Raw genomic sequence first — 21,385 nt, 5'->3', positions numbered from 1 at the left:
GGTAGACCACGAACTCGGCCGAGGAGGTGGCGATGCCCGAGCCCCAGGCCGAGACGATGAAGAACACCGCCGCCCACAGCTGCATGGTGCGCCGGCCGTAGCGGTCGGCCAGGGTGCCGGCGAACCAGGCGCCCACCGCGCAGCCCAGCAGCATCGAGGCCACGTTGAAGCCGGTCACCGCCGCGTCGGACTNGAANGCCGCNNNCAGGCCGTCGACCGTGCCGTTGATCACGCCGCTGTCGTAGCCGAACAGGAAGCCACCGATGGTGGCCACCAGGCTGATCAGGATGATGAAGAAGGTGTTCTCGTTGCCGGCCTCGGCTTGCGCCGCGCCAGGTGCCGTGTTGCCAATGCCCGCCATCCGCGGTCCCTCCAGTAAGTGCTGGGCGCCGGGCGGGGCCCGGCGTGTCGTTTGTCGCGAGGCTCAGCCCAGGCTCACCAGCCGTGCGCCCCCGGGCCCCACCTCCGCCGCCTCACCCGGCTGCAACTCCAGTTCCAGCGGCTGCCCCCGGTATTCGAGCCGGAAGCGGCCGCCACGATGGGCCTGGAGCCTGGCCTTGCGCAACCGGCCCGCGTCCCATTCCAGCGCGACCTCGGCCGCGCCGCGGACGCGCAGGCCGGACACTCTACCGCGTGGCCAGGCCCGTGGCAGCGCCGGTAGCAGGAAAACCGTCCCGCCCCAGCTCTGCAGCAGCATCTCGGTGATGCCGGCCGTGCCGCCGAAGTTGCCGTCGATCTGGAACGGCGGGTGCGCGTCGAACAGGTTGGGATAGGTGCGCGCGGGACTGAGCAGCATGCCCAGCACCTTGTACGCGCGCTCGGCGTCGCGCAGCCGCGCCCAAAGGTTCAGGCGCCAGCCGATGCCCCAGCCGGTGGCCTCGTCGCCGCGCAGCTCCAGCGAACGCCGCGCCGCGGCCGCCAGCGCCGGGGTATCGCGCACGTTGACCTGGCTGGACGGATGCAGGGCGTAGAGGTGGGAGACGTGGCGGTGGTCCGGCTCCGGCGCTTCCATGTCCCAGTCCTCCTGCCATTCCTGCAGCTGCCCCGCCTTGCCGATGCGGTGCGGCGGCAGGCGTTCGCGCAGGTGCGCCAGGCGCGCGGCCAGGTCGGCGTCCACGCCCAGCATCCCGGCGATGGCGATGCAGCGGTCGAACAGGTCGCGCAGGATCTGCGCGTCCATGGACGGGCCGGCGCACAGGCTGGCGCCATGCGGATGCGGATTCTCCGGCGACAGCGAGGGCGCGGTGACCATCGCTCCGGTCCGCGGGTCCTCCACCAGGGTCGCGGCGAAGAACTCGGCCGCGCCGCGGAACAGCGGCCATACCTGCTCCAGGTAGCCCGGCTCGCGGCCGTAGTCCCAGCGGTCCCACAGGTGCTGCAGCAGCCAGGCCCCGCCCAACGGCCACAGCCCCCACTGCGCGCCGTCGATCGGTGCGGCCTGGCGCCACAGGTCGGTGTTGTGGTGCGCCACCCAGCCCGGCGCGCCGTACATGCGCCGGGCCACGTCCGCGCCGGTCTGCGCCAGCTCGGCGACCATGCGCTGCAGCGGCTCCACGCATTCCGGCAGCGCGTTGGCCTCGGCCGGCCAGTAGTTCATCTGCGTGTTGATGTTGATCGTGTACTTGCTCTCCCACGGCGGGGCGAGCAGGTCGTTCCAGATGCCCTGCAGGTTGGCCGGCTGGGTGCCCGGGCGCGAGCTGCAGATCAGCAGGTAGCGGCCGAACTGGTGGTACAGCGCCGCCAGTTCCGGGTCGTTGTCCTCGGCGAAGCGGGCCACGCGCTCGTCGGTGGGCAGTGCCGCCAGCTCCCCTGCGCTGCGCCCCAGGTCTATGGCCACGCGCCGGAACAGGCGCTGGTGCCCGGCCTCGTGCGCGGCCAGCAATGCATCCCACGGCTTGCGCGCCGCCGCATCGAGCTGCGCGCGGGTGATCGCCTCCGGGTCGCCACCAATGTCGTCGTAGCGGCGGAAGCTGGTGGCGGCCGCCAGCAACAGCACCACCTCGTCGGCCCCGTCGACCTCGATGCGCTCGCCACGCCGGCGCAACCTGCCGCCGCTGGCCAGCACCTTCAGCCGCGCAGCGAAGCGCAGGCCACCCTCGATGCCGAAGGCGTCGCCATTGCGCCCGCGCAGCAGCAGGCCGTCGCCGCCGTCATGCACCGCTTCGGCCTCGGCGTGGTCGCTGTCCAGGCCGATGCGCACCCGCACCCGACCCGGCTGGCTGGTGGCCAGGCGCACGGCCAGGCATTGGTCCGCCGCGGAAACGAAGGCCTGGCGGGTGTGCTGCAGCTGCCAGCCGGAACCGAAGGTGGTGGTGGCCAGGGCGCGGTCCAGGTCCAGCTCGCGCCGGTAGTCGTCCAGGTCGGAGATCTCGGGGAAATCCAGGCGCAGGTCGCCCAGCGGCTGGTACGGCATCTGCTTGCGCGGCCGGCCCATCATGGTCGCGTCGGCCAGGGCCTCGGCCTCGGCGTAGCGGCCGGCAAACAGCAGGCGCCGCACTTCCGGCAATGCCTGCAGCGCGCTCTCCGGCACCGGGTCATAGGGCTGGCCGGCGTAGAGCGTGTCCTCGTTGAGCTGCAGCCGCTCCGAGCGCCCCCCGCCCCACACCATTGCCCCGAGGCGGCCATTGCCCAGCGGCAGGGCCTCGACCCAGCGCGTGGCCGGCCGCGGGTACCACAGGCGCAGCGGACGCTCCGGCGCCGGCAAGCTGCCCGCATCCGCCGCCCCCGCGCCGCGCGATGCCGGGGCCGTGCCGCCGCCCGGCGCCGCCAGTGCCGCCGGCGCGGCACCGGCCGCCAGCGCGGCCGCGGTGGCCTTGATCAGTTCGCGGCGGGTCAGGCTCATCGGTTCGCTGCTCCCCTGCTGGTCCGGCGATGCTGCCGCGTGCCGGGCCGGCCGGCGCGCGGCAGCGCTTCAGCTGCGCGGACGACGCAGCGTGATCGGCTTGCCGGTGTAGTGCACGCTGGCGTCCGCCTCCGGTTCCAGCGCGCCGGCATCGGTGCGCGGGCCGTCGATCCAGCGCACCCGGATCTCGCGCGCGGCGACCATGCCCGGGTAGCCGCCCTGGCGCGCGCCAATCAGCAGCTCGCCCTTCGCCTCGTCCCAGCGCAGCGGGATGCGCGCGAACTCGCCGCGCTCGTAGCCATAGTCGCGGCCGTCGTCCTCGTACAGCGAGAAGCTGCCGTCGGCGCCGGTGTAGACCTCGATGAGCAGCGGCGCGCCGGGCTTCTCGTCCACGTACTGCTGGACCACGGTGCGCGGCACGATCGAGCCGGCGCGCACGAACAGCGGGCTGCGCTCCAGCGGCGCCGCGGCGGCGACCTGCTGCCCGCCGGCATGGCGCTGGCCGGTGTGGAAGTCGATCCAGCTGGTTCCCGCGGGCAGGTACACCTGGCGCTCGCGTGCCTTGTAGCGGGTGACCGGGGCGACCAGGAAGGCCGGGCCGAACAGGTACTGGTCGGCGATGTCGCGCACCTCCGGGTCGTGCGGGAAGTCCATGGCCAGTGCCCGGAGGATGGTGCCGTCGCGGTGCCAGGTATCCGCCGCCAGCGTGTAGATGTACGGCAGCAGGGTGTAGCGCAGCTTCAGGTAGTGCACGAAGCTGTCGTAGTGCGGCGTGCCTTCCGGCGCGAGCTCCCAGATCTCGCGGTACGGGAACTGGCCGTGCAGGCGGAACACCGGCACGAAGGCGCCGAACTGGAACCAGCGCAGGTTCTGCTCGCGCCACTCGTCCAGGTGCGCCGGGTCCTTGCGCTCGTAGCGGCGCTCGGGCGAGAACCCGCCGATGTCCATCGACACGTTGGGCGCGCCGGCCATGGATGCGTTGACCAGGCCGGAGATCTGCTCGCGCAGGTCGTCCCAGCGCGGGACGATGTCGCCGCTCCAGAAGGCGGCGGCGGCGCGCTGCTGGCCGGCGAAGAACGCGCGCGAGAGGATGAACACGCGCCTGTCGGGATCGACCTGGCGCGAACCGCGGTACACGCCCTCCGAGTGCGGCAGCGGATAGGCGTTGAAGTACTCGGTCGACGAGCCCAGGGCATTGGGCATGGTGCGCGCCTTGCGCTCGCCGACGTCGATGTTGCTGTGCAGGTCCGGCTCGGTGGCGTCCAGCCACCAGGCGTCGAAGCCCTTGCTGTTGAGCTTGGCATTGACCTGGCGCCAGAAGATGCCCTGCGCCTGCCTGGAGAAGGGGTCGTAGAACGAGTTGAGGTAGCCCTTGCCGATCCAGTCCAGTTCGCCGACCTCGACGTTGCGGCGGTACATGAAGCCGGCCGCGTCCAGCTCCTTGTAGTGCTCGGTGGTCGGGTAGAACTTCGGCCACACCGAGATCATGATCTGCGCGTGCTGGTCGTGGACGTGGCGGACCATGCCTTCCGGGTCGGGGAAGTTGGCCGGGTCGAAGTCGTGCGAACCCCAGGCGTCCTCCGGCCAGTACGACCAGTCGAGCACGATGGCGTCGATCGGCAGCCCGCGGCGGCGGTACTCGTCCAGCACGCCGGTCAGCTCGGCCTGGGTCTTGTAGCGCTCGCGGCTCTGCCAGAAGCCGTAGGCCCACTTCGGCAGGATCACCGCCTTGCCGGTCAGCCAGCGGTAGCCTGCGATCAGCTCGTCGGCGTTGCTGCCCGCGACCACGTAGTAGTCGATCATCTGCCCGGCCTCGGACCAGATCGACAGGTCGGAGGCCTCCCCGGCCGGCCGCGGGTCGCGGTGCAGCAGGGCGATGTAGGCCGGGTCGATGGTGTCCCACTCGACCCGCACCGGATAGCGGCGCCCCGGCTCCAGCTCCAGGGCGAACTCGTGGTGCCACGGGTTCCAGTTCTGGCGCCAGCGGTCGACCACCAGCTTGCCGTCCACGTACACCTTCACGTACTCGCTGTTGTACATGGAGAAGGTGTGGCGCCCACCGCTGGACGCCTCGATCGCGCCCTCCCAGGTCACCAGGGTGCGGCCGCCCTCGGCCTTGTTCTTCGCCTGCTCCGGGAACGCGGCCAGGTCCTTGATGTACTGGTAGTTGATCTCCGCCTCTCGGCGCTGCACCCGGACCTTGCCGTCGATCGAGTAGGTCGCGGTGAAGCCGCCCGGCCGGCCCTTGGCGTCGTACACCCGCAGCGACTCCTGCAGCGGGCGCAGGCCCTTCGGATCGCCGTAGCGGGTGATGGAGTTGTTGTCCCAGAGGATGCCGTAGTTGCGGGTGGAGACCAGGTAAGGGATGGCCTTGTCGATGTTGTGCTGGAGCAGCTCGACGTCGCGGCCCTTGAGGTTCATCCAGCCCTGCTGGTGCAGGCCAGTGCCGTACAGCGCTTCGTCCTGCGGCGACAGGAAGCGCTGGCGCACGCTGTAGTAGTCGCGGCCGTCGAACGTGGCCGGCTGGAACTCGCGCGCGCCGGGGCGCTCGGCCAGCAGCGGCTTGCCGTTGGCATCGAAGAAGCTGACGCTGCCATCGCCCAGGGAAACCTCGGCGGCAATGCCGGACGCCTTGACCCGTACCCTGCCCTCTTCCTGCTCGACCTCGAACGCCGGCGGCGCCGAGGGCGCTTCGGCGCGCATCAGGCTGGGACTGCGCTGGAAATCGCCGTCCACGTCGGCGCTGACGCGCACGATGCGGTCGGACACCAGCTGCAGGCGCACGTCGGCGGCCTGCGTATCGGCCGGACGCACGATCACGCCGTCAGCCTGGCGCTCCACGCTCTGCGCCAGCGCCTGCATCGGCACAAGCGCGGCCACCACGGACATGGCCAGCAGCGCACGCCGGGCATGCATGGACCTGTTGTTCTGCATCATCTTCGTTCCTCTCCCTTTGCGGCACCCGGGGACGGCGCCGGCATTGCATTGCACTCAGTAGGTCGCCAGCTTTACCCGCAGCAGCTGGGTGGCGTCGGAAAAATTGAGGCCGTAGTCGGTCTGGTCGCCGTTCCAGCGGCGGTGGAACCGCCACCGGCCGTCGGCGTCGTAGGTGCCCTCGTCCACGTATGCGTAGATCTGGCGCGCGGCCACGGCCGGGTCGGCGGCCACGATCTCCACGCGCGCGTGGATGCCGGTGACCAGGAACTCGTCCGGCCCCAGCTGCACGATCAGCGCCGCGCCCACCGGCTCGGGGTTGCCCGGCGGCTGCCCCTGGAACCAGAACTGCGGCACGCCGTAGGTCACCACCGCGTTCCAGCGGCCGTCCAGCGGGAAGCGCTGCACCGGTTCGCCCGGCTGTTCGGCGGTGCCGTGCACGCGGCCCTCGAAGCTGGCCTGGGCGATGACGCGCGCGGCCGGCGCCACCAGCCGGTAGTTGAGCGCGAACGGCTCCAGCGTCTCCGGGTTCATCGCCTTGGCGCCCAGCGGCCAGTTGGAATAGCGCGTGTAGTCGATGCCGAACGGCGACCAGCCGATGGCCTGGTGCCCCAGCGCGGAGAAGAAATAGCGCGCGTATTCCCCGCGGTTGCCGGTCTCGGCCACGAACAGCGGGTTGTCCGGGCGCGAGTAGCGGTCCAGCACCGTGGTGTAGTGCAGGTACTCGGGCATGTAGATGTCCGGCGCCAGCAGGTCGATGTGCGGCGCGGCGGCCTTGTACACGTCCAGCACGTTGTCGGTGGGCCCGCCGCTGGCGTACTGGCCCGGCTGGCCGGGGTTGAACGGCCCGCGCAGCGCGGCGTTGATGTACATCGGCAGCGGGTACTCGGCCTTGCCGGCCTCGGCCACCTGGTCGATGTAGCGGGCGATGTGCCAGGCGTGGAAGAACTCGTCCGCGTCCGCGCCGAACACTTCGCGCCAGGTGCCCGGCTGCCTGCCCAGCCTGCGCAGCAGCGTTTCCGGCACCGGACGCTCGAACTCGCGCTGCGCCAGCGGCGAGAAGTCGCGGACGCTGCCGTAGGTGCCCGGCTCGTTCTGCAGCTGCACCATGATGACGGTGCGCTGCGGATCGGCCTGGCGCAGGTGGCGCATCAGCCGGACGAAAGCCTTGCGGTCGGCCTCCAGCGTGGCCTGCCCGTGCGGCGAGAGCGAGTTGAGCGTGCGGCCGTCGGCGGTGACCACCCGCGGGAAACGCGCGTTGTCCAGCTTCACCCAGGCCGGCGCGTAGTTGGGGCCGTTGTTCTTCCAGGTGGCGAACCACAGCAGGATCAGCCGCACGTCGCGCTCGCGCGCCTGCGCCAGCAGGGTATCGACGAAGGAGAAGTCGAAGTGCCCTTCCTCCGGCTCGACCTGTTCCCAGGCTACCGGCACCATCACCGTGTTGGGCTTGAGCACCTCGATGGCCGGCCAGACGTGCTCCAGGGCGGCCGGCCAGTTGCTGGAGTTGTTGACCTGCGCGCCGAGCACCAGGAACGGCTTGCCGTCCACCAGCAGGGCGTGGCGACCCTGCTCGGTCACCACCTTCGGGATCGGCGCCTCCCCCGCGGGCCGCGCACGCGCCGGCGCCGCCGCGGCGGGTTCGCCGCCCTGCGCGGCTGCGGCCGGGGCCGCGTCCGGCCCGGCACCGCCGCAGGCGGCCAGCAGCAGCGCCGCCAGCCATGCCGCCACGATCCCGCGCCCTGCCCGCTTCATCGCCTCGTTCGTACCCATTCCGGTCGGTTCCCCTCCTGTCCGCATCGTCTGCTCACCATTCGCCGGTGCGGAACGGCGAGGCCGGCAGCCCGTCGCCCCCCACCAGGTCCGCCGCGGCGGGGTTGTCGCTCCAGGCATAGCGCGCCAGCCGCGGCTGCGGCACCGCGCCGCTGCGCAGCACCACTGCGTCGCCCTCGATGCGCGCCTGCGCCGGATGGAAGCGGCCGTCGGCGCCGGCCAGCTCGAAGCCCCGCGGCGCCTGGCCGCCGCCGCGCACGGCCAGCCCGGCCGGCGCGTCGAAGCGCAGCACCAGCGTGCCCTCGCGCGCCTCGGCGCCGCGGTACGCCGGGCCGGCATGCACCACGTCCTGGCCGTAGGCCACGCGGCGCGCTGCCAGCGCCAGCCGGTGGCCGACGGTGCGCTTGTCGCGCGGATGGATGTCGTGCGCGTCGCCCACGTCGATGGTCACCGCCTGCGCGGTGGCCGGCAGCGCCAGCACGGCCGACTGCGATTCGCGCAACGTCGCCCAGGGACTGTCGATGACGGTGCCGGCGGCGTCCACGCGGTCGCCGCCGGAACCGAACGCGGCCAGCTGCGCCCACAGGAACGGCAGTTCCGGCGCCTGCCAGGCGGCGCGCCAACCGCGGATCAGCGCGCCGAAGCGGTCGCGGTAGGCATGGGCGCCCTGTGGCGTGGCGTTGGTCTCGCCCTGGTACCAGATCACCCCGGCCAGCGGATACGGCTGCAGCGGGTGGACCATGGCGTTGTAGAGCGCGGTGTCCACCTGGTTCTTGCCCTCGTCCATCGCCACGTCGACCGCCGCGGTGCGGAAGCGCCACGGGCCGGCAAGCGCGCGCCGCGCGCCGCCGGCCGTCGCGAGGTACAGCTCGTCCGCCCGGCCGGCGATGCCGCCACCGCCGCCGCTGTCCTCCACGCGCACGGCCACGGTGTTGCGCCCGGCGCGCAGGGCCGAGGGCGGCACCGCGTACGCGCGCGGCGTGTTCCAGCCGTTGCGGGTGGCGCCCACGCGCCGGCCGTTGACCCAGACGGTGTCGCTGTCGTCGATGCGGCCCAGGCCCAGGGTGACGCCGGCCGCCGCTTCGCGCGCATCCAACTCGAACGCGGTGCGGTACCAGGCCACGCCGTCCACGCCCGGGTAGCCGGCCGCCTCCCAGAGGGCCGGCACCTGGATGGTGGCCCAGTCGCGTTCGTCCAGCAGCGCCGCGGCGAAGGCCTCGGACGCGGCATCCACCGGCGGCCAGGCGGCCAGGCGCTCGCGGGTGCGGGCGCGCACGGCTTCGTCGGCCGCGCGCGCCTGCCGCATCCGCGCCTCCAGCGCGTCGGCGTCCAGGCCGAGCATCGCCGCGTCCATCCAGGCTTCGATCGAGCTGCCGCCCCAGGTGCTGTCGATGATGCCCACCGGCACGCCGGTGGCCGCGCGCAGCTCCCGCGCGAAGGCATAGGCCACCGCGGAGAAGGCGCCGACAGTGTCGGGCGAGGCCGCCTGCCACTGCCCGCCGGCCAGGTCGGCCTGCGGCCGCTCGGCCCAGGACTTGGGGATCTTGAAGTGGCGCAGCCGGCGGTCGCCGGCCGCGGCGATGTCCTCCGCGGCGTGCAGGGTCTCCTGCACCGGCCATTCCATGTTGGACTGGCCGGACGCGAGCCAGACCTCGCCCACCAGCACGTCGCGCACGCGGCGTTCCCGGCCGCCGGCGCGCACCACCAGCTCGTACGGGCCGCCGGCCGCGTGCGCCGGCAGGCGCAGCGACCAGCGGCCGTCGGCGCCGGCCGTGGCCGCGGCGCGGGCGCCGTCGAACTCCACTTCCACCTGGCTGCCGGGTGCCGCCCGGCCCCACACCGGCAACGGCCGGTCGCGCTGCAGCACCGCGCCATCCGAAAACAGCAGCGGCAGTTCCAGCGCGGCGTCGGCGGCCAGCGCCGCCAGCGGCAGCAGCCAGGCCAGGAGTGCGAGAAGGATGCGTCGGCTCATTCCGGTTCCCCGTAGATCACGCCACGCCCCCCCGTGGCCAGGTAGACGCGGCCGTGCACGCGCGCGTCGCCGGTGAGCATGCGCACGTGGCCGAAGCGGTGCCGCGGATCGTCGATCCGCACCCAGCGGCGGCCCTCGTCGTCCGAACGATACAACCCCACCGCCCCGTCCACCTGCCCGAACACGAACAGCGCGGGGTTGGCGCGGCCGGGCTTGGGCGCGCCCAGCCCGGCGGCGAAGGCGTTCTCCACGCCCGGCAGCCGTTCCAGGCGGCCGGCGCTCCAGCGCATCAGGCCGCGCCAGGCCGCGGCGAAATAGACCACGCCGCCGCGTTCGGTCGAAGGCAGCAGTTCGCCGCGGAACCAGTCGCCCAGCGCGCCGATGCCCGCCGCGGCGGCAGCGAAGGACACGCCGCCGTCGCCGCTGACGAATAGTTGCCCGCTGGCCGGGTCCAGCGCATACCAGAGCCCGGCCTCGAAACGGTCGGCCGCGACCGTGGCGGTGGCAGGCAGACCGCGGACCTTCTGCCAGCGGCCGCCGAAGTCGTCGGTCAGCCAGTGGCTGCCGTTGCGGGTGCGCCAGATGACGCGCGCGCCGTCGGCGGCGATGGCGATCTCGCCCGCGCCCTCCCCGTCCGGCGGCTCGCCGGCGAACGCCGTCCAGGTGCTGCCGCCGTCGCGCGAGTAGGCTGCGCGGATCACGTCGCGGCGCTCGCCGTGCAGGTGGCCACTGCGCACCAGCAGCCCCGGCACCCGGCCAGCGTAGTCCAGGCTCTCGGTGTTGCTGTAGCGCGGCGGCATCGCGAACTGCACGGTGGTGCGCGCCAGGTCGTCGTGGCGGAAGCCGTCGATGTCGCCCAGCCCGCTGACCAGCGGCGCGCCCTGCGGCGGACTGACCAGGTCCAGCGGCACGGTCTCGTCCAGGCCGGCGTCCTCGAACCACCAGCGCACGCGGCCGCCGCGGTCCAGCGCAGTCATGTCGCGCGAGGCCCAGATACCGTAGCCGGTGACGAACAGCACCCGGTCCGGATCGTGCGGGTCGATCTCGACGTCGGCCATCCAGTGCGGCCTTGCCTGGGCCGTCCACGGGGAGGCGGAGTGGTCGAAGTCCGAGGCCGGGAACACCGCCTTCCAGCTGCGGCCGCCGTCTGTGCTGCGGTAGATGTCGTCGTGCGGCCGCCAGCGGTTGAAGGTGGCGGCGACGATGACGTCGGGATCGCGCGCGTCCACCGCCACCGCGCCCCAGCCGAAGCCGTCGCCCTCCAGGTCGCTGGACTGCGGCGCCGGGCTGATCTCGGTCCAGCGCCCGCTGGCCGGCGACCAGCGCCAGAGCGCGCCGGCGTTCATCGTGTCCGGGCCGGGCTCGTCGCCGTAGCTGATCAGGAAATCGCCGCGTGCGTCGCGCACCATGTGGTTCGGACGCAGGCCGGTGGGCTGGCCCGGCACGGCCTCCCAGCTGCGGCCGGCGTCGCGCGAACGGAACAGTCCGCCCTCACGGCTGGAAACGCCAGCGTAGAGCACCGGCGTGGGCGCCCCGGGGCTGCCGCTGGCCGGGTCGAACACCACGAAGACGATGCCGATGGCCTGCTTGCGCCAGCGGTTGCTGGCGCTGGCCGATTCGGAGGTGGCCAATGCGGGGAAACCGTCCACGCGCATCCAGCGGACGCCGCGATCGGCGCTGCGCCACAGCCCGTGAGCGCGCGAGCCGAGGAACAGCACGCGCCCGTCGTTCGGGTCCACCGCCAGGCGTTCGCCGTTGCCGCGGCCCAGCTCGTTACCGCCCAGCTTGAACGGCAGCTCGCTGCGCTCGAAGCTGGCGCCGCGGTCGGCCGAGCGCAGGATGGCGCCGTTGCCCGCGCGCTCGTGGGTGTAGGTGCCGGCGGCCAGGTACACGCGGTCCGGGTCGGACGGGTCCAGCGCCACGCTCTCGATGCCCATCAGGTTGGCGTCGGCGTGCCCGATCCAGTCGGTCAGCGGGATCCAGCGCAGCGCCACGGCATCCCAGCGGTAGGCGCCGCCGACGTCGGTGCGGGCATAGGCCAGGCCGGGCTCGGACGGGTGGAACTCGATGCCGGTGACGAAGCCGCCGCCGCCGATGGCGACGTTGCGCCAGCGGTAGGCTTCGCTGCCGGCGGCATGGGCGCAGGCGGCGAACGCGGCCGCCGCCAGCAGAAGCGCGCGGAGGGCCCGCGCGCGGGTTCGGATACTGCTCAAGGGAACGCTCCCACGTTCACGACCCTGGCGTCCGGCGGCCCAGCGGCGGCCCCGGCCGATGCCCGGGCTCCGCCGCATCGTCCCGCCCCGGCATCGGACCGGGACGGGGCCGCGCGGGCGGCCGTGGCCGCTCGCTCACAGGTCCAGGTTGGCGCGGATCGACAGCCCATAGCGGCGGTCGTTGATGTACCAGCCGTTGGGCCGGCTGGGACTGCCGTAGTAGTCGAAGCGGGTCTCGTCCAGCAGGTTGGTGCCGTCCAGGGTGATGGACCAGACATCGTTGAGGTTGAAGCGCAGCGAGGCGTCCAGCTGGCCGGTCTCGTCGTGGTACTGCGGCACGTGGCCGGCGTTCGGCGGGCGGGTGGTGACCAGCCAGGTGTCACGCCAGTTGTACGCGGCGCGGAACGACACCCGCGACTTCTCGTACATCAGCACCACGTTGTAGCTGTGCTTGGACAGGCCCTCCAGCGGCAGGTAGGCGATCTCGATGCCGTCGGTGGTGGTGGCGTCCGGCGAGGGCGCGCTGCTGTCGACGTAGGTGTAGTTCGCCTCCAGGCCCAGGCCGTCGAACGGACCGGGCAGGAAGGTGAAGAACTGGCGGAAGCCGACCTCCGCGCCCTTGATCTTGCCGTCCTCGCCGTTGGAACGGGTCTGCAGCTGGAACGGGCGCACGCACTCCTGGCCCACGCACGGGCGCGTCTCGCCGGCGTTGCCGCCCTCCAGCGGCACGGTGAAGGCCGCGTCGTAGTAGTTGGCGGTGACCGTGTCGTAGTAGTAGAAGCCCTCGACCTTCTTGTAGAACAGGGTGCCGTACAGCATCGAGCCCTGGCCGAAGTACCACTCCAGCGAGGTGTCGAACTGGTTGGCGTACATCGGTTCCAGGTACGGGTTGCCGCGGCTGGCGTAGGACACGCCACCGGTGTTGAAGTCGAAGAAGGTGTTGTTGAGGTAGACGTACGGGTCGAGCAGATCGAAGTTGGGACGCGACATCGCCCGCGAGGCGGCCACACGCCACTGCAGCTGCGGGGTGAGGAACATGCGGAAGTTCAGGCTCGGCAGCACGTCGGTGTAGGTGTGCTGCACCGCGACCTCGGACACCTCGCCGGTGGCCGAGTCGGGAACCAGCTCGTAGCCGTCGACCGTGGTCTCGGTGCGGACTACACGCACACCGGCATTGGCGTCCCACGGGAAGCGCGCGCTGTCGCTGCCGAAGCGCAGCATGGCGTAGGCCGCATAGGTCTTCTCCGTGTACTGGCGGATGTCAGTGACATCGTTGAACGGAACCGGATCGTGGCCGAACATGCGCACTGTGTTCTCGTAGTCGGCCACCATCTCGTCGCAGGCCACGTAGCCGGTGGGCAGGCCGCTGGCGCCGCGGAAGTGATCGCCGAACGGGAACAGGCGGTAGCAGGCGTCTGGATAGTCGGAGAACGGCGCCGGGCGGAACGAGGACCAGGCACCGTCCGGATTGCCGGCCGGCGGAATCTTCTGCCAGTTCCAGCCGGAACTGCGGGTGATCGCGTCTCGATCGGTGTAGCGCACGCCCGCGCGCAGATCGCGCAGGAAGCCGTCCTCCAGGAAATCCCAGCGCAGGTCGGCGCGCCAGGAGAACTGCTCGGCGTCGTTGTCGTCGCGCTTGTCCAGGTGCGAGTACCAGCCGCCGTAGTTGGCGATATCGCTCATGTAGCCGGGGATCGGCTGGCCGGTGGCCTGGTCGTACACGGTGACCGTGGGGTACTTGCCGGTCGCGTCCACGCGCAGCGGCGGTACGCCGTACAGGCCCGCCCAGCCGCGCCAGTCGTCGGCGTCCACCTGGCCTGCGAGCAGGTCGACCCAGTAGTTCACGCCCTCGGTGGTGGCGTCGATGTACTGGAAGTCGGTGGACAGGTGCAGGCGGTCGCTGGCCTGCCACTTGGCGCCGAAGCTGTAGTCGCTGGTGACCGAGTTGCGCCAGTCCATGCGCGCGGTGGTGGTGACCAGGGCGTTGTTGAAGGTGCCGTACTGGAACTCGCCGTTGGCGTCGAAGCCGAACGGGTCGGTGAAGCCCTCGTAGCCGGGGATGTCCGGCGACACGAAGCCCCAGCCGTTGCCGCTCCAGTTGACCATGTCGTCGGCGTTGTTGTTCAGGTTGCCGGTACGGACGCTGTACTCGCGGTTGCGGAACTTGTAGTCCGAGCGCAGCGCCTGGGCGTACAGCTCCAGGTCGTCGTTCGGCTTCCACTGCAGGGCCACGTACTGGCCGTCGCGCTCGCGGTCGCCGAAGTGGCTGTACATGCCGATCTCGCTGGGGATGACGACTTCCCGGCCCTCGTAGCCGGGCACGTCGTCGTAGACCAGGTAGGAGCCGAAGTTGATCCGGTCCTCGCGGTACTGGCCTTCCTGGTGGGCGACGTTGAGCAGGATGCCGAACTCGCCGGCGCCGGTCTGGAAGCGGTTGGAGAACAGGAACGAGGCCGACGGCTGGGTCGAGTCGCGCAGGTCCCACTGGTTGACGGTGAAGCTGCCGGACAGGCGCATGCCTTCCTGGTCGAACGGCATGCGCGTGCGCAGGTTCACCAGGCCGCCCAGGCCGCCCTCGATCAGCTCGGCGTTCGGGTTCTTGTACACGTCCACGCCGCCCAGCAGCTCGGCCGGCACGTCTTCCCAGCTCAGCGCGCGACCGCTGTTGGCGGTGAAGATGTCGCGGCCGTTGAGCTCGCTGCGCACCTGGGTCAGGCCGCGCACCATGATGCTGCTGCCCTCGCCCTTGTTGCGGGTGATCTGCACGCCGGTGATGCGCTGCAGCGCCTCGGCGACGTTGTTGTCCGGCAGCTTGCCGATGTCCTCGGCCACGATCGAGTCGACGATCTGGTCGGTGGTTTCCTTGATGATCTGCGCCTTGGTCAGGCTGCCGCGGGCGCCGGTGACCTGGACCGTGTCCAGCTCGGTCAGCGGGTCGGCGTCCTGCCCAGCCTGCTGCGCATGGGCCTGCGCGGACAGCAGCAGGGCCACGCTCAACGCCAGGGCGCTGCGACGGAAGCCGGATGCACGGGCAGCTTGCACGGACGCCCGGTCACGCGGGCGGCGTTGGTGGTGCTTGGACATTGCGTTCCCTCCCAGGACGTGCGGTTCAAGCGGGAACGGAGGCCATCCGTTCCGGTCGAGTTGTGGTCGGCCCGGCCTCCCTCGCGGCCGGATCCTCTCGCCCCGCGGCCGGCTGCCGCCCCCGCGGAGTGATGCCCGGAGCATGTCAGCAGCGACCATTCCACACCAATGAATTATTTCGATTGAGCTATGTTTTGGAGGAATACTTCGCGCCAACGGAAACGGCCCGCGCGGTTGCCCGCGCGGGCCGTGCCCGGATCGCCTGCCGCGGCCGTTACCAGCTGGCGCGCAGCACCAGCGAGTAGCGGCGGTCGTTCTCGAACCAGGCGCGGTTGTACAGCGTCTCGTCGATGAAGCCGTCACGACGGTAGCCACGCGGACCCATCAGCAGCTTGGTGGTGCTGTTGGTGAGGTTGTTGGCCTGCAGGCCCAGCTGGATGTTCGAGTTGATGTTGAAGAAGATCGAACCGTCCAGCTGGCCGTAGTCGTCGTTCCACACCGGCTGGCGCATCGCCGGCATCACGTCGCTGGAGGTCAGCAGGTAACGCGAACGCCAGTTGTACGCCAGGCGCATCGAGATCGGGCCACGCTCGAAGATGCCCATCACGTTGTAGCTGCGGCGCGACAGGCCTTCCAGCGGCAGGTCCACCGGGACCTCGGTCGGCGCGTTGCCGTCGGGGATGCCGACGTCGACGTTGGTGCCGCCCTTGCTGTCCACGAAGGTGTAGTTGGCCTGGATGCCGAAGCCCGGCAGGAAGTCGAAGAACTGCGAGTAACCGACTTCGAAGCCGCGGATCTTGCCCTCGTCGAGGTTGCGGGTACGGGTCATCACGTACTCGCGCCCGTCGATGATCTCGGTGCTGATGCCGGAGGCGAAGTAGTCCTTCACGTCCTTGGTGAACAGCGTGATGTACGCGCTGTTGGCCGGACCGAAGTACCACTCCAGCGCCGTGTCGAACTGGTTGGCGCGCATCGGCTTCAGCTCGGGGTTGCCGCCGCTGCCGAAGTAGCTCAGGTCGTCGAAGGTGCACAGGTCGGCTTCGTCGCGCAGGCCGTCGCGCATGGCGTTGGCGCAGCCGGCGGCGCTGGCGCCCAGCGTGATCCAGTTCTGCATCAGGCGGAACTCGGGACGGGCGATGGCCTTGGACGCGGCGAAGCGCCACTGCAGGCCATGGTCGAAGCGCACGCGCACGTTCAGGCTCGGCAGCACGTCGGTGTACGAGGTGCTGTTCTCGCTCTCGAACGGCTGGCCGTAGAACGCCTCGCGCACGGCCGGGTCGACCTGTTCGAGGTAGCCGGTGGTCATGTCCGGCATCAGGCCGCCGCCCTTGCTCGTCACGCTGGTCTTGACCACGCGCACGCCCAGATTGCCGTCCACCGGCACGCCGAAGCGGTCGTAGTTCTCGAAGTACAGCGCGCCGTACGCCGCCTGGGTGCGCTCATGCTGCTCGTTGATCGCCGACGGCGAGTAGGCGATCGGACGCCACTGCGCGCCCGGGATGGCGCCCAGCGTGTCGCGGACCTTGGCGATGTTGACGAAGTCGTCCCCGGCCGTCCAGAACTGGGTCGGCAGGTTGACCTTGCCGCCGAAGAAGTCCTTCAGCGTGTACAGCTGCGAGTTGCCGCTGTAGTACTGGTCCAGCCACGCCACCGGCGGGCGGCTCGGATCGGGGTTGCCCTCGATCTTGTTCCAGTCGTCGCTGATCACGCCCCAGTTCCAGGTGGTGTAGAAGCTGGTGTAGCTGCGGTCGGCCACGCGCACGCCGAAGCGGGCCATGCGCCACCAGTCGCTGTCGAAGCTGTACTCGAAGTCCAGGCGGCCGGCGCGCTCGCGACCCTCGTTGTCGGCCAGGTGGTCCATGGCCGAGCGCCAGAAGTAGTTCTCCTGCTGCAGCGCGAAGTTCGGGTCGTCCAGGGTGACCGACGGGTACTTGCCGGTCAGGTCCAGGGTGATGCCCTCCAGCAGGCTGGAGGTATGGACCGCGAAGTCGACGTTGTCGCTCTCGGCCTTCACGTACTGGAAGTCGGCGCGCATGACCAGCTTGTCGGTCATGTAGTGGCGCAGGCTGGTCGACCAGTCGGTGGTCTGCGAGGACTGCACGTTGTAGCGGTTGCCGGCCACGAACTGGATGCCCGGGCCCTTGTACATCGACGGGGTCTCGTCGTCCGGCGTGCCGCGCCAGCCACCGAGGCGGATCGCGCCCTTGAGGAAGCGGCCGTTGGCGTCGTACAGGAAGCGGGTGCCCGGCATCGGGATCAGGCGGTTGGTGCGGTCGGCCAGGCCGTCGCCACCGTCGTAGGCGTTGCCGTAGTGGTTCGGGTCGCCGGTCCAGTTGGAGGTGTCGTTGGCCTCGCCGGCGCCGGCGTACTCCATGTAGTGCTCGCGCCAGGCCATGTCGTACTTGGACGTGATGACCTGGGTGGTGATCTCGGTGTCGTCGCTGGGACGCCACTGGAACACGAGCGCGCCGCCCTGGCGCTTGCGGTCGAAGTCGGTGCGGCGCCAGTTCACGCCGCCCGGCACGAACACGTGGTCGCGGTCGGTGCCTTCCAGCAGCAGGTCGCGCTGGCTGTCGGACGGCACCCAGGTCTCCTGCTCCCAGTCGTACACCCAGCCCTCGCCGTTCGGCAGGCCTTCCGGCTGCTCGGCCGGGGTGCGGCCGCGGCGGGAATACGGCTGGATCTGGATGCCGTCGGACTGGGTGGCCAGCTCGGAGTACGAGAGGTTGGCCAGGAAGCCCACCTCGCCGATGCCGGTCTGCCAGCGGTCGGAGAACAGGAACGAGGCCGACGGACGCGCGTCCTTGGCCTTGTCGCCGTAGTTGTAGTCCACGCTGCCGGCGATCTTGCGGCCCGGCTCGTCGAACGGCTTGCGGGTGCGCAGGTTGACCGTGCCGCCCAGCCCGCCCTCGATGATCTCGGCCGAGGGGTTCTTGTAGACGTCGACGCCGGCCATCAGCTCCGCCGGGATCTCCTCGAAGCTCAGGCCGCGGCCACCGTTGGCGCTGAACACGTCGCGGCCGTTGAGCTCGCCGCGGACGAAGGTCAGGCCGCGGATCATCACGCCGCTGCCCTCGGCCGAGAAGTGGTCGGTATCGTCACGCGCCGCGAAGCCGGTGACGGTGACGCCGGAGACGCGCTTCAGGGTCTCGGTCACGCTGCGGTCCGGCAGGGCGCCGATGTCCTGGGCGGTGACCGAGTCGATGATCTGCTCGGCGTCCTGCTTCAGGTCCTGCGCCCGCATCAGGCTGCCGCGCAGGCCGGTGACCTGCACCGTCTCCAGCTCGACCGCCGGATCGGAGCCCGCGTTGGCGTTGCTGTCCTGCGCGTTGGCGCCGGCGCCCGCCAGGACGATGGCCACGCCCAGAGCCAGGGCGCAGGGCTGCGGATACAGGCGCGACTTGGCGCCGCGGCCCGCAGCACGGTTCATGTGGTTCGACATCCAGTTCCCCTCCCAGAGAGTAAGGATTTCTTTCGGTTTTCAGGGGCTTGCAAGAACGTCCCCCGCGGTCCGGCGGGAGTACGTGAAGCCGACGTTAACGGTACCACGTGACGCCGGTCAAGCATCGTATGGAACGCTGTTGCAGTTGTGACTTCAGGCTCCCCTTGAGGGCAATCCAAGCCTGTTGCGGGCCCCGGGGTAGACCGCGGCCGCCGCCGTGCGCAGGGCCTCGAGCACGCGTTGCGCGGCCGGCGACAGCAGGTGGCCGCGGCGGCGGATGATCCCGAACGACTCCATCCCCACCCCCAGGTCCAGCGGCAGCACCGCCAGCTGGCGCGCGGTCAGGTACGGGGCCACCGCCTCCACCGGCAGGGCGGTGAGCAGGTCGCTGGCCCTCAGCAGGTTCACCGTCACCGGCAGGGACGAGGTCTCCACCACGTTGCCCGGGGTCGCCAGGCCGTGCTCCAGGAACATGGTCTCCAGCCGCGTGCGCAGCACCGAGTCCGGCGGCGGCAGGATCCAGCCATAGGGCGCAAGGTCCGCATGCGTGAGCCGGGTGCGCCCCGCCAGCGGATGCTCGGCCCGCACGATCACCGAATGCGGCTCGTCGGCCAACGGTTCGAATTCCAGGTCGGCGCCCCCGGCCGGCTCCATGATCCGGCCGACCACCAGGTCCAGCTGGCCGTCCAGCAGCCGCGCCAGCAGCGGCCGGCTGTAGTCCATCTCGATCCGCACCAGAATGTCCGGGTGCTCGCGCTTGATCGCGGCCACCGCCGCCGGCACCAGGTTGGTCCCGGGGTTGACCACGGTGCCGATCGAAGCGCTGCCCATGCGTCCGTCGCGCAGCGCGGCAATCTCCTCCTGGGCGCGGCCGATCTCCAGCAACGCGCTGCGCGCGCGCCGGATCAGCACCTGGCCATACCAGGTCGGCTGCACGCCGCGGGCGTGGCGCTCGAACAGCGGCACGCCCAGCAGGCCCTCGATCTCGGCCAGCAGCTTGGACGCGGCAGGCTGGGTCATGCGTGCCGCCTCCGCCGCGCGCAGCACCGACCCCTGCTCCTCCAGGTGCAGCAGCAACATCAGGTGGCGGGTCTTCAACCGGGCGGGATTGGCCCAATGCGAGGCCGAGGGCGTGCGGTTCATTGGACGATCCTATATGTCCCGGGAATAGTTCGGATCGGAAATTTCATTTCCAAACATATCCCAGAAAAGCGAGCCTTACGCATGCGGCGCGCATGTTCCGGCCCCTCCCCCGCAATGCGCCGCCGCCCAATGGAGGACACTTTGCACCCCATAGCGCCGGCGCAGGCGATCGTGCGTAGGATCGCGCCACGCCACCGCGGAGCCTGCCCATGACCCCTGCCCCATCGCCGTTCCGGCTGCCGCTGGTGGCCATCCTCCGCGGGCTTCCCCCGGGGCAGGCGCCCGCCCACTTCGCGGCGCTGCTGGAAGAGGGCTACGACGCGATCGAAGTACCGCTCAATTCCCCGGACTGGGCCACCAGCATCGGCGAAGCCGTGCGCGCGCACGGCAAGCGCGCCTGGATCGGCGGCGGCACCGTGCTGCGCCGGCAGGAAGTGGACATCCTGCACGGGCTGGGCGCGCGCTTCATCGTCACCCCCAACACCAACCCCGACCTTATCCGCCACGCCGCCGCGGGCGGGCTGCAGGTGCTGGCGGGCTTCGCCACCGCCAGCGAGGCGTTCGCCGCGCTGGAGGCCGGCGCCAGCATGCTCAAGCTGTTCCCGGCCGCGACCTACGGGCCCGGCCACCTGCGCGCGCTGCGCGCGGTGTTGCCGGCCGGGGTGCCGCTGTTCGCGGTCGGCGGCATCACCCCCGATTCCCTGCCCGCCTGGCTGGCTGCCGGATGCACCGGCGCCGGCATCGGCGGCGAGCTCTACCGCCCCGGCCAGGCGCCGGAAACCACGCGCCGCAACGCCCGTGCCTTCCGCCAGGCCTACATGGACCACGCCGCATGAAGATCACCCGCCTGACCACCTACCACGCCGCGCCGCGCTGGCTGTTCCTGAAGGTCGAGACCGACGCGGGCATCACCGGCTGGGGCGAACCCGTGGTCGAGGGCCGCGCGCGCACCGTCGAGGCGGCGGTGCACGAGCTGGGCGAATACGTGGTCGGCAAGGACCCCTCGCGCATCAACGACCTGTGGCAGACGCTCTACCGCGGTGGCTTCTACCGCGGCGGCCCGGTGCTGATGAGCGCCATCGCCGGCATCGACCAGGCGCTGTGGGACATCAAGGGCAAGGCCCTGGGCGTGCCGGTGTACCAGCTGCTCGGCGGGCTGGTGCGCGAGCGCATGAAGACCTACCGCTGGGTCGGCGGCGACCGCCCCGCCGACCTGGTCGAGCAGATCCGCGGCTACCGCGGGCTGGGCTTCGACACCTTCAAGTTCAATGGCACCGAGGAGATGAAGCTGCTCGACAGCCCGCGCGCGGTGGACCAGGCCGTGGCCAGGGTCGCCGCCGTGCGCGAGGCCTTCGGCGACAGCGTGGACTTCGGCGTGGACTTCCACGGCCGGGTCGGCGCACCGATGGCCAGGGCGCTGCTGCGCGAACTGGAGCCGTTCCGGCCGCTGTTCGTCGAGGAACCGGTGCTGCCGGAGCAGGCCGAGTACTACCCGCGCCTGGCCGCGTCGACCCCGATCCCGCTGGCGGCCGGCGAGCGCATGTATTCGCGCTTCGAGTTCAAGCGCGTGCTGGAAACAGGTGGGCTGGCGATCCTGCAGCCGGACCTGTCGCACGCCGGCGGCATCACCGAGTGCCTGAAGATCGCCGCCATGGCCGAGGCCTACGACGTCGCCCTGGCACCGCATTGCCCGCTCGGTCCGGTGGCGTTGGCGGCCTGCCTGCAGCTGGACTTCGTCGCCCACAACGCGGTGCTGCAGGAGCAGAGCATCGGCATCCACTACAACCAGGGCGCCGACCTGCTCGACTACGTGCTCAACAAGGACGATTTCCGCTGCGACAATGGCCACATCCGCGCGCTGCCCGGACCGGGCCTGGGCGTCGAGGTCGACGAGGAACGGCTGCGCCACGCGCACGCCAACCCGCCGGACTGGCGCAACCCGGTATGGCGGCACGCCGATTCCAGCATTGCCGAATGGTAGGGAG

At 71.0% G+C, this 21,385-nt stretch carries 11 protein-coding genes; 2 read left to right on the top strand and 9 right to left on the bottom strand.

The window, feature by feature from the left end:
• From PSEJ31_RS0110555 to PSEJ31_RS0110515, 9 genes are all read right to left on the bottom strand, one after another.
• The coding region (locus PSEJ31_RS0110555; RefSeq protein ID WP_028915435.1) for an MFS transporter at window positions 1-361 on the bottom strand (361 nt) is incomplete at its 3' end.
• 63 nt (window positions 362-424) lie between these two features.
• A complete protein-coding gene (locus tag PSEJ31_RS0110550; protein ID WP_028915434.1) occupies window positions 425-2,842 on the bottom strand; it encodes a glycoside hydrolase family 95 protein in 2,418 nt (805 codons plus the stop codon).
• A 69-nt stretch (window positions 2,843-2,911) separates the two neighbouring features.
• Window positions 2,912-5,779, bottom strand: coding sequence for a TIM-barrel domain-containing protein (locus PSEJ31_RS0110545; RefSeq protein WP_028915433.1), 2,868 nt, complete (start codon window positions 5,777-5,779; stop codon window positions 2,912-2,914).
• A gap of 54 nt (window positions 5,780-5,833) precedes the next feature.
• Window positions 5,834-7,546, bottom strand: coding sequence for a DUF5597 domain-containing protein (locus tag PSEJ31_RS0110540; RefSeq protein ID WP_028915432.1), 1,713 nt, complete (start codon window positions 7,544-7,546; stop codon window positions 5,834-5,836).
• Window positions 7,547-7,580: 34 nt separating this feature from the next.
• Window positions 7,581-9,518, bottom strand: coding sequence for a sialate O-acetylesterase (locus PSEJ31_RS0110535; RefSeq protein ID WP_028915431.1), 1,938 nt, complete (start codon window positions 9,516-9,518; stop codon window positions 7,581-7,583).
• Window positions 9,515-11,731 (bottom strand): cellulase, encoded by a 2,217-nt coding sequence (locus tag PSEJ31_RS0110530; RefSeq protein WP_028915430.1) that lies wholly within the window; start codon window positions 11,729-11,731, stop codon window positions 9,515-9,517. Before PSEJ31_RS0110530 ends, PSEJ31_RS0110535 begins: the two co-directional genes overlap by 4 nt.
• A 135-nt stretch (window positions 11,732-11,866) precedes the next feature.
• Window positions 11,867-14,722: a TonB-dependent receptor gene (locus tag PSEJ31_RS0110525; protein ID WP_306460562.1), complete on the bottom strand. Its 2,856-nt coding sequence runs from the start codon at window positions 14,720-14,722 to the stop codon at window positions 11,867-11,869.
• A gap of 367 nt (window positions 14,723-15,089) precedes the next feature.
• A complete protein-coding gene (locus tag PSEJ31_RS0110520; RefSeq protein WP_232211017.1) occupies window positions 15,090-18,245 on the bottom strand; it encodes a TonB-dependent receptor in 3,156 nt (1,051 codons plus the stop codon).
• Window positions 18,246-18,410: 165 nt separating this feature from the next.
• The gene (locus PSEJ31_RS0110515; protein WP_028915427.1) at window positions 18,411-19,400 is read right to left on the bottom strand and encodes a LysR substrate-binding domain-containing protein; all 990 of its coding nucleotides are present in this window, start codon (window positions 19,398-19,400) and stop codon (window positions 18,411-18,413) included.
• 209 nt (window positions 19,401-19,609) lie between these two features.
• Here PSEJ31_RS0110515 and PSEJ31_RS0110510 point away from each other — a divergent pair, with 209 nt between their 5' ends.
• Window positions 19,610-20,236, top strand: a complete 627-nt coding sequence (locus PSEJ31_RS0110510; protein WP_028915426.1) for a 2-dehydro-3-deoxy-6-phosphogalactonate aldolase — start codon at window positions 19,610-19,612, stop codon at window positions 20,234-20,236.
• On the top strand, window positions 20,233-21,381 hold the full coding sequence (dgoD, locus tag PSEJ31_RS0110505) for a galactonate dehydratase (protein ID WP_028915425.1): 1,149 nt from the start codon (window positions 20,233-20,235) through the stop codon (window positions 21,379-21,381). The genes PSEJ31_RS0110510 and dgoD overlap by 4 nt, the downstream gene beginning before the upstream one ends.
• Window positions 21,382-21,385 lie beyond the last annotated feature (4 nt).

This window comes from Pseudoxanthomonas sp. J31, assembly GCF_000510725.1.
GTDB lineage: Bacteria > Pseudomonadota > Gammaproteobacteria > Xanthomonadales > Xanthomonadaceae > Pseudoxanthomonas.
This window is presented reverse-complemented; position numbering and strand designations above follow the sequence as displayed.